Raw genomic sequence first — 14,570 nt, forward strand, 5'->3', positions numbered from 1 at the left:
GGCCGACCATGCCGATGCCCGCATCGACGCTCTTGTGAGCGTTTCGGCTTCCCCCGCGCTTTGCGCAATAATGTCCAAGCGGTGGACGCGGCGGTCGGCCTAAGCTAGGCCAGGTCAGCGTTCAGGAGATGGATCATGGCGAAATCAACCAGTCAGTTCCGGTTCTTCAAGAGTCGGCATGTTCCCGCGCTTACCGTGCTGGAAGCAGCGATGAGCGATTTCAGTTACGACCGCCATGCCCACGAGGAATATGCCTTCGGTGTCACCCTCGCCGGCCGCCAGGACTTCTTCAGCAACGGCCAGTTTCATCGCAGTCCGCCCGGCAACGTCATCCAGTTCAATCCCGAGGAAGTGCACGACGGGCAGTCGGGCGGCGAAAGCGCGCTGGGCTACGTGATGGCCTATGTGCCTTCCGCTCAGCTCGAGGCACTGTTTGCCGACGCGGCGGGGCACGCGAGCGCCGGTCGCTTCAGAAGCACGGAGACGCTGATACCGGACCCGGCACTACGTGGCGCCATTCTGGAGCTGGTGCGCCTGGTGACCCGTCAGGTCGGCAGCCGCATCGACCAGGAACATGCCCTCTACCAGGTGGCGGCACGCCTCGTTCAGCGCGCCGGCAGGTTTCAGCCGGAAGGCACGGCCAGCCGGCCCGATGCTCTGCTGAGGCGAGCCCGGGAGTACATCCTCGCGCACCTCGAGGAGGATATGTCGCTGGACGACATCAGCCAGGCCGCACATCTCTCGAAATACCACTTCCTGCGGCTGTTCCGTCAGCAGGTCGGCATGACGCCGCACCAGTACGTGCTCAACTGCCGCATCAATGCCGCGCGTCATGCGCTGGCCACCGGCGCCGGGCCCAGTGACGTCGCCTTCCGTTACGGCTTTGCGGATCTCAGCCACTTCAACCGCCGATTCAAGCGCATCTACGGCATGACGCCGTATCGGTATCAGCGCAGTCTCGCCAACTGACTCGGAACTCCTGCCATGCTGGAAATCATCGCCTATGCCCTGGGCGTCATGTACACGCCTGGGCCAGTGAATCTGCTCGGCCTGAATGCCGGGCTCCACGGGCAGGCCAAGGCCTCGCTGGGGTTCTACCTCGGCGTGGGGCTGGCCATGCTCATGTTGTTCGTGCTGTTCGGCCTGGCCGGCGCCGCCTGGGTGCAGGGCGACATGCTCGCGGTGGTGGGCGCACTGGGCTGCGGGTACATCTTCTATCTTGCCGTCAAGATCGCCAGGTCGAGCATCGATCTGGGCGCCGTGCGCCAGGCGCCGCGGGTGATGAGTTTTCGTGACGGGCTGATCATGCAGCTCTGCAATCCCAAGGGCGTGGTGGCGACCCTGCCGATCGCGACGATCCAGTTTCCTGCCGTGGGCATTCACGGTGCGAGCCTGATCGCCTGGTCGCTCGGCCTGGCCGCGCTGGCAGTCGGCGCTCCCAGCAGTTATGCACTGATCGGCGCCGTGCTGGGCAGGCGGGTCGAGAATCCCGCCATCCTCAAGGGCTTCAGCCTCGCCATGGCGGCGCTGCTGGCCGGCGTCGCTCTGTCGATCGGCTACGAGCATGTGTGGCGGCCCCTCTCGTCAGGATAAGCCGGCGATCAGCGGACATGACGGCGCGAGTCGCGCCGTCGGCCCCAACGGCTCGGGGAAAACGACGCTGTGCGAAGCATCAGCGGCTGGCTGTCCCCGACGAGGCCGCTCTTGGCGGCCTCGATTCGGACAAGATGGCGAAGGAAGGATATCCCCGCCTGAACGCTTGCTGCCTAGAATTCAGCCCAATCCTCTGTCTCGACTTTGGCACGGCCAGAGTTTCCTGATCGGGATGCGGCCGGCAAGGCAGGCCTGCCAGAAGCAGTTTTGGACTCGCTTCGCCCAGTCAAGAGGTGAGTACTCGATGATGCACTTCTCGTAACGGTATTTCCCTGTCCTTTGATCTGGAACTGGGCAATCAACTGCGCCAACTGCTTGGCTTGCTCCTCCAAGGAAGTGGCAGCGGCGCTTGTCTGCTCGACAAGCGAGGCATTCTGCTGAGTCACGGAATCCATCTGATTCACCGCAGCATTGATCTGCTCGATTCCGCTATTTTGCTCCCGTGTCGCCGAGGACACTTCACCCATCAGTTGGGAAACCTGTCGGATGGCGCCCACGGTTTCACTGATGGACTTCCCGCTTCGCTCCGCCTGCTCAGCACCATTGATGATTTTTGAAGTGGTCTCTTCAATCATGGCCCGAATCTGTTTGGCGGATTCCGCACTACGACTCGCAAGTGAACGCACTTCACTCGCAACAACAGCGAATCCTCGGCCCTGCTCTCCCGCACGCGCTGCCTCGACCGAGGCGTTGAGTGCCAGAATGTTGGTTTGAAAGGCAATGGAGTCAATAACTTCGATAATGTTCTGGATCTTGCGTGAGCTATCCGCGATATCTCTCATGAGCTGAGCGGTGCGCTGCACATCCTGCCCACCCGCCTCAGCGGCCTGGGAAGCCCTCGAGGCCAACTGATCGGCTTCGGCGGTCGTTTCGGTATTCTGGCGTACGGTAGAAGCCATCTGCTCCATGCTGGAAGCCGTCTCCTGCAAGGCAGCGGCTTGTTGCTCGGTTCGCGTCGAGAGGTCCTGACTACCCGCAGCGATTTCGCCAGCCCCCGTAAACACGTTCTCGCTATTGCTTCGCAGAGACAGAACGAGCTCGCTTAGCTTTCCCTGCATGTTCTTCAACGCATTGAAGAGTTGGCCGATCTCGTTGTTGCCTCGGTCCTGGATGTTTGCCGTCAGATCACCCTGAGCGATACGGTCAAAATGTTCGATGGCCTCTTGAAGAGGCGCTACAACGATACGAACCATCCCGGCACGCACTATCAACGCGGCAAATGCTGCCAACACGAGAAGCGCAATAGCGACGATCTCGACAAGGCGGCTCGAATCGCTATCCTCGGCAATAAGCTCATCGCCACGCTTTTCCACGTAACGAATGAAATCGCGCACCGCAATATCCAAACCTTTTAGCAACTCATCTATACGCTTATCCTGGTTCTGAATCTCATCGGGATTACCGTTCTCGAGAAGCGGCACCAGAGTATTCGTCACAAGTTCGTTATATAAACCACTAATTTTCGAAACATAAGGACCGCGCAGGCTGTCTTCCGACATGGGAATATTCTGGAATTCCGCAAAACGCTGGCGCGCTAACTCCAGCGCCTCCTCGGCAGATTGTTTAACTTCTCTGGCACTATCGTAGTTGGCCTGGCGGCTCAAGAGTACATACTTGTCAAGCATCCGCTGCGCACGCAGCAGATTAACCTGCGTCCGATTAATGGTATTGGTCTGCGTTACGTTTATTTCCGAAAGCTCATTTATTGATTTCGCACTGACATGGTTAGAGTAGAACCCCAACGCACTGATCGCGACAATCATTAGCAACAAAACAGATAACGCTATTAGCAATATCTTTTTGATCGATAAGTTTTGCATAACCTGATGATGACCTGCGCCGTTGAGTGTCGGGCCATGTATGCCGCGCCCACGGCATCCCCGAGTTACTCATATCGGCTAACAGCGGAAAAACTGAGCCGCGCCCAACCAAAGTATAAACCCGGTTTCGCAGCGATCTGCTCCAAGTACCGGAACAACATCTAAAGAAGCGATTTCGCATATAACGAAAGGGGCAGCGTCACCTACTGCCCCGCGGCGGCAGCAGGAAAAATATCAGAATAGCCATGCTCCGCGATTAAAAAAATCAATCATCACGACACTATGCGTCTTTATAATTGACCAGCCATTCAATAAAAGAGATCTCATTGTGCCTGCCTATCGACCAGCCGCAATCAAGCGCCAAGCCTGTCTTGCCAACATGCCGGATTATTGGGCTGTCATCGAGGATCGCCACGGCCAACCCCCCGTGGTCGTGGAGCGATTCAATACCTATCGCGAGGCCCAGGTACGAGCCGAACAGCTGACGCGAGAACGTGCCATCACTCGCCTTTCACCACATCGCTGTGTGTGATCACGATGAGTGGGATTTGCTCAGCCTTGCGAGCAAAGTGTCTTGATACGGCCTGAAAAGCGCCGGCACTTGCTCATGCCGTGCAAGAGATCAACTCAAACAGTTATTTCACCGCGTGGGTTCGTGTACAAGCCCAGTCCGCTCTTCAAATATTTCTGTCTTGCCTGAGCATCGCTCATCGGCTTTTCAGACGGGACCAGGCAGGTTCCAGGGATTTTTCATAAGCAAGACTGCAGCGGCTCTAATCCCAAGCATTGTCCCGCCAGCGGGTCACCCGCTATCGCTTTCATGCCGTATCGGCTTGCACATGGCACAACCCATAAGGCTCCACTACATTGAAATAGTGTGTAGAACCACGCCATGCAGCACAATATTCAGGCGTTAACCGTTGCGTATTTTCCACACAGCATGTCATGAATGATGGTCCGCCATCGATAACAAAAACCACACAGGTGACGTAATGTACGATTCAAAGAATCTGCAAAAGATCGGAATACTCGAAGACAATGCAAAACAGGGCATGGAAGCCTTCTGGGCGTTCGACAAGGCAGCCTTCGCCGAAGGGGCTCTGGATGGCAAGACCAAGCAATTGCTGGCTCTGGCTGTCGCCATGACTACCCAATGCCCTTACTGTATCGAACTACACACCAAGGCGGCCCGGGATGCCGGAGCAGGAGATGCCGAACTGAGTGAGACGGCTCTAGTGGCGGCTGCCATCCGCGCCGGGGGCGCGATCACTCACGCCACGCACATGTTTTAAGATGCGTATACTTGATATGCGTACAGGTAAATAGCCGAGACTGCTGCCGGAAAATTCCCGGCAGCAGTGCGTTAGAAAGCAGAGATAAGGCCGCAAGCGGCTAGGCAGCGCCTTTCGTCACTCCGCTCGTCTTGGCATTGTGGGCCGCAATGGCATCCATCAGCGCAGGCGACAAGCAGTCATAAGGCTCCAGCCCCAGCTCCTTGAGTCGCGCCCTTACTTCTCCCATCTTGTCCGGATCGGCCCCCGACTCGATGATCGATGATGTAAAAGCCGCGAACTCCGGCCCTGCCCAGCCTTTATCGTCCGAAAGCTCGACATGGATGAAATCGAGTCCATAAAACGGATGGTCTTTATTCTCGATACGCCCGTACATGTGCACGCCACATGCCTGACAGGCATGGCGCTGAATGACGGCTGACGGATCGACGACCTTGAGCTTTTCCTCGTGGGCCGTGACGCTCACGCTATCTCGCGGCACGACCGCTACCAGGGAGAAAAGCGCGCCTTCGGGCTTCCAGCATTTGGTACAACCGCATACGTGGTTGTGGGCGCATTGGGCCTTGACCGTGACTTCGACCTTGTCATGATCACAGTGGCAATGCAGCGTTCCCCCATCGAACCCCGTACTGGCCGTGTGGGTGCCATTGTCGACCATGGGATGGATGTGAATGTTGCTCATTTTTTGTTGTCCTTGTTGTTCGTTCGCGTGGGGGCTTTTATCGTTACGCAAACCAGACATGACGTTGGATAGCCACGACATACTCCACCTCCCTCAGTAGTGCAGCACAGAGCGGATGCTCTTGCCTTCATGCAGCAGCTCGAAGGCCTCGTTGATCTGCTCGAAGGGCAGATCGTGCGTGACGAACTCGTCGATCTTCAGCTCGCCCTTCATGTAGCGGTCGACATAACCCGGCAGCTCGCTGCGCCCCTTGACCCCGCCGAAGGCGGAGCCCTTCCATACCCGACCGGTCACCAGCTGGAACGGCCGCGTGGAGATCTCCTCGCCGGCGCCGGCCACGCCGATGATGATCGACTCGCCCCAGCCCTTGTGGCAGCACTCCAGCGCCGAGCGCATGACATTGACGTTGCCGATGCACTCGAAGGAGTAGTCCACGCCGCCGTCGGTCATGTCGACGATGACCTGCTGGATGGGATCGCTGTAATCCTTGGGATTGACGAACTCGGTGGCGCCGAACTGGCGCGCCATCTCGAACTTGTCGGGGTTGACGTCGATGGCGATGATGCGGCTGGCCTTGGCCATCTGCGCCCCCTGAATGACGGCGAGCCCGATGCCGCCCAGGCCGAATACCGCCACGGTGGAGCCCGGCTCGACCTTGGCGGTGTTGAGCACTGCGCCGATGCCGGTGGTCACGCCGCAGCCGAGCAGGCAGATCTTGTCCAGCGGCGCTTCCTTCGACACCTTGGCCAGGGAGACTTCCGGCAGTACGGTGTACTCGGAGAAGGTCGAGGTGCCCATGTAGTGGTGGATCATCTTGCCGTCGATCGAGAAGCGCGAGGTGCCGTCGGGCATCACGCCCTTGCCCTGGGTGGCGCGCACCGCGCTGCACAGGTTGGTCTTGCCCGACAGGCAGAACTTGCACTTGCCGCACTCGGCGGTGTACAGCGGAATGACGTGGTCGCCGGGCTGCACGCTGGTCACGCCCGGGCCGACTTCCTCGACCACGCCGGCGCCTTCATGGCCGAGAATCGACGGGAACAGCCCCTCCGGGTCGGCGCCGGAGAGCGTAAAGGCATCGGTATGACAGACACCGGTGGCGGCGATGCGTACCAGCACCTCGCCCTCCTTGGGCCCCTCGACGTCGATTTCGGCGATTTCCAGCGGCTTGCCGGCTTCCCAGGCGATGGCGGCACGTGACTTCATCAAGACATACTCCTTGTTATTATCGTTATCGTGATGCTGCATTCCTCCTCAGGAGGAACCGAAGCATAGCTAGAGTCTAGGTGAAACTTGGCGAGATGATTAACGAAGCTGGACGCATAACACCGTTGCCAGGGAGCAATAATGGCGAGGCAGGCAGACACGACGGCAAGCCGGATTCGCAAATCGCATGCTCAGGCTCGCCTCGGCGCGTGAGCCCACCACTGCCAGCGCAGCTCACCGTTGGTCAGCGCTTCAGCGTGGGCCGTCAGGTGTTCGATAGTCAATGTTTCCAATGCCGTCGCAGCGATGACCCAGGGGGGCGGCTCGAAAGGGTTTATCGTTGCGGCGTCCCTGCCATGCGAGGCACGCAGTGCCTGCCAGTACCCCACAAGGGTAGCGTCCAGGGTTTCCGGAGTCTCCAGCGTGGCACGCAGACCGACACATCGTCGCCGTAGCGTCGCTACGTCCAGACGCGCCAGTGCGACCGCCCGCTCGACAATGAAATCGGTAATGGCCTGTTTCAGCTCGTCGATGCCGGCATGCGGCGACTGGATGACATAGCCCAGCCGAGGCCAGCCGCCCGCTTCGCGATAGCGTACGGCGGCCACATAGCCCAGCCGACGTTTCTCGCGCATCTCGTTGAAGAACGCTGCGTCATGGCATCCGCCGAGCAGCTGCATCAGCACCCGGCTCATCGGGCTGTCATCCGCCGCATCGACCTGCAGCATCAGCGCATGATCGTCTGCCTGAGGCGCAAGCCAGTGCAGGGAGGACACCGCCGCTGCCGACTGGTCCTGCTCCTCTTCGGCCCAGCCCGCCAGGGCCGCCAGTTGCGGCTTCAGGCACCGGCAGCCGGCACGCGCCTCGCTCACGCCGAGGCCCCCGCTGATCCAGGCCAATGCCCGTGGCTTGCGTGTCGCTTGCGTCACGTGACGCGACGGCCGCTCCAGATACGTCAGCAGGCGTTGTGCCAGAAGCCCTGCCCCATCTCGAGACGGCCCGGTATCCGCGGCGAGCTTCGCGGCCTCGGGCCAGGCGGCCAGTACCTGCTCGATGGCGGACGCCAGACGCTCCGCCGGGCCTCTCGCCATTAGCCAGTCGCCCCGGGCATCGCCCTCCAGCCACAGCAACACGCCCTGCGCCTGACATGCCTGACGCAGGGCCAGTGCATGCCGGCGCCAGGCAGCCAGGCGCTCGGGCTGACGAGACACTGACGCCGGCCAGCCAAGACACCAGCTGGCGCCCGGCTGCTCGGGGCCATTCCCCCACCAGAGGGCGATCGGATCATTCTCGACCAGTCCGGGCGCACGTGACGCTGCATCGACGATAGGCGTCTGGACGGCGAGAACTGGCGCCGAGCGCAGTGGCAGAGGCCTGCCCTGCATGAAGGGGCTGGCACCGGAGGTGTCGGCCTTTTTGCGAAATGCCGTCAGCGTCTGCGGCACATACCGAACGCGGGCCATGAACGGGGCCTCGGAATCCACCGTCAGCGAAGCGCGCTCCTCCAGCACTCGGCATTGCGAGGGCGCAAGCCATTCACGCAGCGTTTCGTCACTCGTTGGCGTCGCATTGACGTGACGTCCAGGCAGCAGCCCGCGTGCCAGCCGGCGGGCCTGGACAAGCGGCCAGGCGTCGAGGGCCTGCGGCGCGATAACGCCGCCAGGGTGGCGCTTCGAGGGACGCAAGACACGCTCGACCTGCTCGCGCACCGCAGCCCGGCAAGTCGCCAGCAGCGTCTCGACGCATCGCGATCCCGCCTCGGTCATCGACAGCGAAAGCGAAAGCGAAAGCGCCGTATCGGTGGCGGGTGCCGCCAGACTGACGCTCAGATCGGCAATAGCGCCTTCATGCTGCAACGTCTGCGCCAGCGTGCCATCGCCGAGCCCCGCCGTCAGACGCTCGAGCGAGGCGCGCCGTGTCGTCATCAGATCGGGGGGAAACGGCCAGAGCATTTCCAGCGTCGCTGCACGTGTCGGCAGCGTTTCCGGCAGGCACCATTGCAGGTGCGCAGGTGCCTTCCAGCGCCATCGGCGTGGCGGCAATGCACCGGCTCCGGCCGGAATTTCCGCACCCGCCTGGACCAGCCAGGTCATCTGCTCCTCCAGCGGCATTGGCCCGAGCATGACCAGACTCATGCGCTCGGCGCGGTAGTGCGCAGAATGGAATTCAGCCATCTGGGCACACAGCCCCAGGGCATCGCTGCCCAGGCTGGCCCGATTGCCCGCATGACACGCATGTGCGGGATGCATGTCCCGGCAGAGCCGGGACAGCACGGCCTGACGGTGCAGCGCCGGGTCCGCCAGGCGCGCCTGGAACTCCGCATCGAGCACGTCGACCTCGCGTGCGACGGCCCCTTCATCCAGACACGGATACAGCAGCAACTCGACCAGACGCGTCAGTCCCGCTCGAGCGGCATCGAGCGGCAGCGTCAGGTGAACGTCAGTGACGTACTCATCGGTACGCGCGTTGTAGCGCCCGCCCCGCTCGCCGATCCAGGCGGCAAAGGCGCCGGGTGCCGGTGCGTTTCGCGATCCCAGAAACAAGGCGTGTTCGAGCAGATGGGCCAGCCCGGGCAAGGCCTCGGGCTCATCGAGGTAGCCGGTACCGACCGCCCCTACCAGACGGACCTGTCGGGCCGAGGGGACCTCGGCGGCCAGCAGTTGCAGGCCATTGTCCAGACACTGCACGGCGACGCGACTGCCGGCAGGCAGTTCGGGAAAGGAGATTGTCGAGGATATGCGGGCACGTGATGTCGTCATGGCGGTATGCGTCCGAGTCATCCCAGGCGGCGTCATCCCAGGCGGCGTCATTCGAGGTGCGTCTTCCAGGACGCTGACGCCGCCCGGTAGAACGCCAGTTCCTTCTCGATCATGCACTGGCGATGCTGGGGATGGCGGATGCCATGCCCCTCGCCCTCGAACAACACCACTTCAGCCACAAGACCACGCGCCTGAAGCGTCTCGGCCATGATCAACGTCTGCTCGGGCACGACGACCGGATCCTGCTCCCCCTGGAAAAAGATGACCGGGGCCTGGATGTCTGCCGCCCGGTAACGCGGACTGCGACAGCGCTGGGTCTCGGCATCGCCCAACAGCCAGTCGAGATAGCCCGACTCGAAACGATGAGTCAGTTCCGCCAGACGCGGCGCATCGGTAACGCCGTACAGGCTGGCGCCGGCGCGAAAACGAGATGTCGAGGCCAGGACGTTGAGCACCGTGAACCCACCGGCGCTCTGCCCCCGAATAAAGAGCCGTTCGGGGTCGGCGATGCCCCGCACCGTCAGCGCCTCGGCCAGCGCGATCACATCCTCGACGTCCAACCGTCCCCATTCGCCGGCCAGGCGCTCGCGAAAGGCCCGCCCCCGGTTACCGCTTCCCCGTGGATTGATGTCGGCCACGGCAAATCCCTGGTGCGTCCACCAGCGAACGAGCGGATCGTAGACCGGATAGCTCGCCGACGTGGGCCCGCCATGGACACGCACGATCAACGGCGCGGGCCGCTCACTTGCCGCCTCGGGACGATAGACGAAGGCCGAGACCCGCTCACCGTCGCCCACCGCCACCTCGATCGTGTCAGGCTCGGGCACGTCCACCGGAGTCTCCAGCGCCGCCAGGCACTGCACTTCTCCGCTGCGCAGATGTACCCGCTCCAGGCGCGCAGCATGCCGGGGCCCCTGGGTGATGGCATAGAGCCAGCCCATGGCGTAGGCCAGACCGCTGACACGCGTCGCCCCGGGCAACAGCGCAACGCTGGTCTGTTCCCGGGCATCGAACTGCAGCACATGGGCCGCTCCCTCGCGGAAGCGCGTCACGATCCCGGTCAGTACGCTTTCACCGGGCCAGAGGTGATGACACTCGCCCAACTGCCACGGGGTGGGGATGTGATCCGCCGGGCAGTCGCTCATCCGCTGGGCCGTCTCCCCGGCCAGACGATACGGTTGCCACCAGCCGCCGTGATCGCTCATGACGAACAGCGTCCCGTCAGGGGCGAACTGCGGCTGCGCGACTGCCGCTCCGCCATCCCAGGTCGCGACATGCATGCACTGCCCCTCGACGTCGAGCCGGGCGATGCGAAGGCGCGAGCGCTGCCACGGCATGTGAGGCAGATCCCACTCCACCCAGGCGAGTCGCCGGCCGTCGGCCGAGAGCGCCGGGGCGCCATAGAAGTCCGCCCCGGTCGCCATGACGGTGCGGGCGCCGTCGCCGATCGCCACCAGGTGCTGGGTGCCTCGACGACCGTCGCCCTGCTCTTCCACGGCCAGGAGGCGGCGCCGCTGCGGGTCGGCCAGCAGGCCGCCGTAGCGCGTTTCGGGGCATGCCCACCATGGACGAGGACTACGGCCATCGAGCGGCTGGTAAAGCAGCGCCTGGCTCGGCCGGTCGACCCAGATCACGCCATCGTCGAGGCAGGCATGCGCCCTGCCGCCGTAGCCGTTGACGCGGCTGCCGACATCGCGATCGACGGGCGAGAGCGGACGAGCCTCCCCGTGATACCAGTGGCAGAGCGTTCGCCGGCCGCTCTCGGGATCGGTCGCCAGCCAGAACGCGCCTTGCGCCGTGACGTTCAGCTCGCTCAGGCCATCCGCCGGACGCGCCGCCTCCTGCAACGGCTCACGCACGACAGAAGACTTGCGATTCGTGCACGTTGCGCGGCGTCAGTTGCGTTATCGCGCGTGAATCCTGTGCAGCCTCGTCGCGTGCCGCCTCGATCACACCGTGAGCGGGAGACAGGGCGCACACCGGGTCGGTGGCGGCAGGATCGCCGGTCAGCAGGAAAGCCTGGCAGCGACATCCTCCATGGTCCTGATGGCGTTCGTCGCAATCGCGGCAGGGGGCCGGCATCCAGGCATCGCCACGAAAGCGATTGAAGGCGAAGCTGTCGTACCAGATGCTCGTCAACGACTGCTCGCGCACCGAGGGAAATGCCATGGGCAGCTCCCGGGCACTATGACACGGCAATACCGTGCCATCCGGTGCCACGGTCATGAAGATCGCGCCCCACCCGCCCATGCAGGCCTTGGGGCGCTCGGCGTAGTAATCGGGCACCACGAACAGAAGACGCATCTCGTTGCCTTCGGTGGCCAGCCGCTCGCGCCAGCGGGCAGTCGTCGCCTCGGCTGTTACCAGCTGGGATTCGCTGGGCAGCAGGCCGGCCCGGTTGAGATGGGCCCAGCCATAGTGCTGGCAGTTGGCCAGCTCCACGGCATCGGCTCCCAGCTCGACGCACAACTCGATGATGCGGTCGATCTGCTCGATGTTGTGACGGTGCAGCACGACATTGAGCACCATCGGATAGCCGGCCGCCTTGACCGCACGGGCCATGGCCAGTTTTTTGGCATGAGCCTTCCTCGACCCGGCCAGGGCACCGGCCATGTCGTCATCCGCTGCCTGCAGGCTGATCTGGATATGGTCCAGCCCCGCATCGCGAAGCGCCATGATGCGCGCCTCGTCCAGTCCCAGGCCCGAAGTGATCAGATTGGTATAGAAGCCCAGCCCGCGCGCCTCGGCCACCAGCGCCTCGAGATCGTGACGGGTCAACGGCTCGCCGCCCGAAAAACCCATCTGCACGGCGCCCATGGCGCGTGCCTGGCGCAGCACGTCGCGCCACTCGTCGGTGGAGAGTTCGTCGCGGCGTGCCGCGAAGTCCAGCGGGTTGGAACAATAAGGACACTGCAGCGGACAGCGATAGGTGAGCTCGGCCAGCAGCCAGAGCGGTGCACCGGCGCTGAGCTCGGCATGGGAGCGCAGTTGATCAGTCATGGCGTATCCATCCCTGTTGGGCTGCATCGAGCAGAAACTCCTGGACATCCTGCTCGAGGGAAGAGGCGTCGGGATAGCGCTGCTGCAGTTCGGCCACCAGATCCGCCACGTCACGCTGCCCGTCGAGCAGTGTCAGCACCGCTCCGGCACTGTCGTTGAGCTGGACCATGCCCTCCGGATAGAGCAGGACATGACGTTGCTGGGCGGGCTCCCACTGCAGCCGCCAGCCAGGCCGCAAGCGATAGACGTCATGCATGTTCATGCCAGCCCCCGATGGTAGACCCGCTCAGGGGTCACCGTGTGATACGGTGCGCGGTCCAGCTGGTAGGCCAGGGTCATGGCATCGAGCATGCTCCACAGCACGTCCAGCTTGAACTGCAGGATTTCCAGCGCGCGCTGCTGGCTTGCAGGGGTCGTGCATACCGACAGGGCCACCTCGAGGCCATGATCGACATCGCGCCGGGCCTCGCCCAGCCGCTTGCGGAAATAGGCGTAGCCGTCGGGCTCGATCCACGGATAATGCTTTGGCCAGGTATCCAGGCGATTCTGGTGAATCGCCGGAGCGAACAGTTCGGTGAGCGAGGAGATTGCCGCCTCGCGCCAGTCGGCACGGCGCACGAAATTGACGTAGGCATCCACGGCGAAGCGCACGCCGGGTAGCACATACTCCTGCGACCACAGCGCCTCCCGACTCAGCCCTACCGCTTCACCCAGCACCAGCCAGGCCTCGATCCCGCCGGCATCCGCGTCGTGGCCGTCGTGATCCAGCAGCCGCTGAATCCAGCGCCGACGGGTGTCGGCATCGGGACAGTTGGCCAGCAGCGCGGCATCCTTCTGCGGAATGTTGATCTGATAGTAGAAGCGGTTGGCGACCCAGCCACGAATCTGCTCGGGCGTGGCGCGTCCTTCGGCCATGTCCATCTGATAGGGATGATGAATATGGTAATAGTCGCCCTTGGCCATCAGAGCGGCACGAAACGCTTCCTGATCGAGCGCGGTGGACGGATCGCTGCTCGAGTCGGCAGCCGGAGTGACGAATGGGGATGCGATCGACGTCATGGCGGCTCCTTGTTTATCTATCCTGTTATCTCATTATCCTGCCGTGACGACGGCATGAGCGACTCAACACGAGACGCATTGACGGGCTACAGCGCAAGACGCATTCCGTCATGGGCCACCTCGATGCCATGGGCTTCCAGCACTGCCCGTTCGGCCGAAGTGTCGTCAAGAATCGGATTGGTATTGTTGATGTGAATCAGAATGCGCCGCGTGGCCGCCGGAAGTCTGTCGAGCTCGCTGATCAGCCCCTGCTCTCCCGCTAGGGCCAGATGGCCCATGTCGACTCCCGTCGCCCGGCCCACCCCGAGGCGCTGCATCTCGTCGTCGTGCCACAATGTGCCATCGACCAGAACGCAGTCGGCACGCTGCAGCCAGGCGCGCACACCTTCGTTCAACCGGCCCAGCCCCGGCGCATAGAACAGCCCGGCGCCGCTGCTGGAATCCTCGATGAACAGGCCCAGATTGTCGCCCGCCGTCGGCGCCCCACGCCGGGGAGAATAGGGTGGCGCGTTGCTGTCCAGCGCAATTGCCGTAAAGTTCAGTCCCGGGCAGCAATCGATCTCGAAGCGAACTTCGTGCCGGCTTGCATTGATATCGATGGAGCGCCAGCGCAACCCGCCCTGCCAATGCTCCAGCATGGGAAACAGCGGGAACCCGGTGCTCAGATCCTGATGCACATTAGGCGTACACCACACGTCCAGAGGGCAGCCCTCCCGCAGGGACAGCAGCCCCGTCACATGGTCGATCTGGGCATCGACGAGCAGTACGCCGGCGAGCCCCGTGCCACGCAGCTGGTGCCGGGGATGGAACTCAGGGTTATGCGCCATCTGCGCCCGAATATCCGGCGAGGCGTTACACAGCAGCCAGCGCTCCCCGTCGCTGCTTATGGCTATCGAGGACTGAGTGCGCGAAGGCGTGATGCTACCGTTACGCGCGCCCCGGCAGTTGGCGCAGTTGCAGTTCCACTGGGGAAAACCACCGCCCGCTGCCGACCCCAATACCAGAACATGCATAACGTTTCCTCACCCGGTTAACGCAAGACGCTCCATTGGTTTAATGGAGCGTCTTGCGTGTTGCGGCTATCGATATCCAATATCAGCTC

Annotated in this window: 13 protein-coding genes; 4 read left to right on the plus strand and 9 right to left on the minus strand. The window is 62.6% G+C overall.

Going from position 1 to position 14,570, the window contains the following annotated elements; translation table 11 throughout:
* Positions 1–135 precede the first annotated feature (135 nt).
* Positions 136–969: an AraC family transcriptional regulator gene (locus ACYQ12_RS13345; protein WP_459872617.1), complete on the plus strand. Its 834-nt coding sequence runs from the start codon at positions 136–138 to the stop codon at positions 967–969.
* A 15-nt stretch (positions 970–984) separates the two neighbouring features.
* Entirely contained in the window at positions 985–1,593 is a 609-nt protein-coding gene (locus ACYQ12_RS13350) for a LysE family translocator (protein ID WP_459872619.1), read from the plus strand.
* Positions 1,594–1,766: 173 nt separating this feature from the next.
* On the opposite strand, the gene ACYQ12_RS13355 is transcribed toward ACYQ12_RS13350, so the two are convergent.
* A complete protein-coding gene (locus ACYQ12_RS13355; protein WP_459872621.1) occupies positions 1,767–3,473 on the minus strand; it encodes a methyl-accepting chemotaxis protein in 1,707 nt (568 codons plus the stop codon).
* 328 nt (positions 3,474–3,801) lie between these two features.
* Here ACYQ12_RS13355 and ACYQ12_RS13360 point away from each other — a divergent pair, with 328 nt between their 5' ends.
* A complete protein-coding gene (locus ACYQ12_RS13360) occupies positions 3,802–4,005 on the plus strand; it encodes a hypothetical protein (protein WP_459872623.1) in 204 nt (67 codons plus the stop codon).
* 460 nt (positions 4,006–4,465) lie between these two features.
* On the plus strand, positions 4,466–4,765 hold the full coding sequence (locus ACYQ12_RS13365) for a carboxymuconolactone decarboxylase family protein (RefSeq protein WP_459872625.1): 300 nt from the start codon (positions 4,466–4,468) through the stop codon (positions 4,763–4,765).
* A gap of 100 nt (positions 4,766–4,865) precedes the next feature.
* Here ACYQ12_RS13365 and gfa read toward each other — a convergent pair whose 3' ends face one another.
* The 8 genes from gfa to pqqB all read right to left on the minus strand — a co-directional run bounded on the left by gfa (position 4,866) and on the right by pqqB (position 14,481).
* Positions 4,866–5,528 (minus strand): S-(hydroxymethyl)glutathione synthase, encoded by a 663-nt coding sequence (gene gfa / locus ACYQ12_RS13370; RefSeq protein WP_459872627.1) that lies wholly within the window; start codon positions 5,526–5,528, stop codon positions 4,866–4,868.
* Positions 5,529–5,540: 12 nt separating this feature from the next.
* Complete coding sequence (locus ACYQ12_RS13375) at positions 5,541–6,650, minus strand: S-(hydroxymethyl)glutathione dehydrogenase/class III alcohol dehydrogenase (RefSeq protein WP_459872629.1); 1,110 nt, start codon at positions 6,648–6,650, stop codon at positions 5,541–5,543.
* Between the two features lie 191 nt (positions 6,651–6,841).
* Entirely contained in the window at positions 6,842–9,409 is a 2,568-nt protein-coding gene (locus ACYQ12_RS13380) for an insulinase family protein (protein ID WP_459872631.1), read from the minus strand.
* Positions 9,410–9,456: 47 nt separating this feature from the next.
* Positions 9,457–11,268, minus strand: coding sequence for a S9 family peptidase (locus ACYQ12_RS13385; RefSeq protein ID WP_459872633.1), 1,812 nt, complete (start codon positions 11,266–11,268; stop codon positions 9,457–9,459).
* Complete coding sequence (gene pqqE, locus ACYQ12_RS13390; protein ID WP_459872635.1) at positions 11,261–12,409, minus strand: pyrroloquinoline quinone biosynthesis protein PqqE; 1,149 nt, start codon at positions 12,407–12,409, stop codon at positions 11,261–11,263. Before pqqE ends, ACYQ12_RS13385 begins: the two co-directional genes overlap by 8 nt.
* Positions 12,402–12,671 (minus strand): pyrroloquinoline quinone biosynthesis peptide chaperone PqqD, encoded by a 270-nt coding sequence (pqqD, locus tag ACYQ12_RS13395; protein ID WP_459872637.1) that lies wholly within the window; start codon positions 12,669–12,671, stop codon positions 12,402–12,404. Before pqqD ends, pqqE begins: the two co-directional genes overlap by 8 nt.
* Complete coding sequence (gene pqqC, locus ACYQ12_RS13400) at positions 12,668–13,468, minus strand: pyrroloquinoline-quinone synthase PqqC (protein WP_459872639.1); 801 nt, start codon at positions 13,466–13,468, stop codon at positions 12,668–12,670. The genes pqqD and pqqC overlap by 4 nt, the downstream gene beginning before the upstream one ends.
* A gap of 86 nt (positions 13,469–13,554) precedes the next feature.
* Positions 13,555–14,481 (minus strand): pyrroloquinoline quinone biosynthesis protein PqqB, encoded by a 927-nt coding sequence (gene pqqB / locus ACYQ12_RS13405; RefSeq protein ID WP_459872641.1) that lies wholly within the window; start codon positions 14,479–14,481, stop codon positions 13,555–13,557.
* Positions 14,482–14,570: the final 89 nt, after the last annotated feature.

This window comes from Halomonas shantousis (assembly GCF_054654615.1).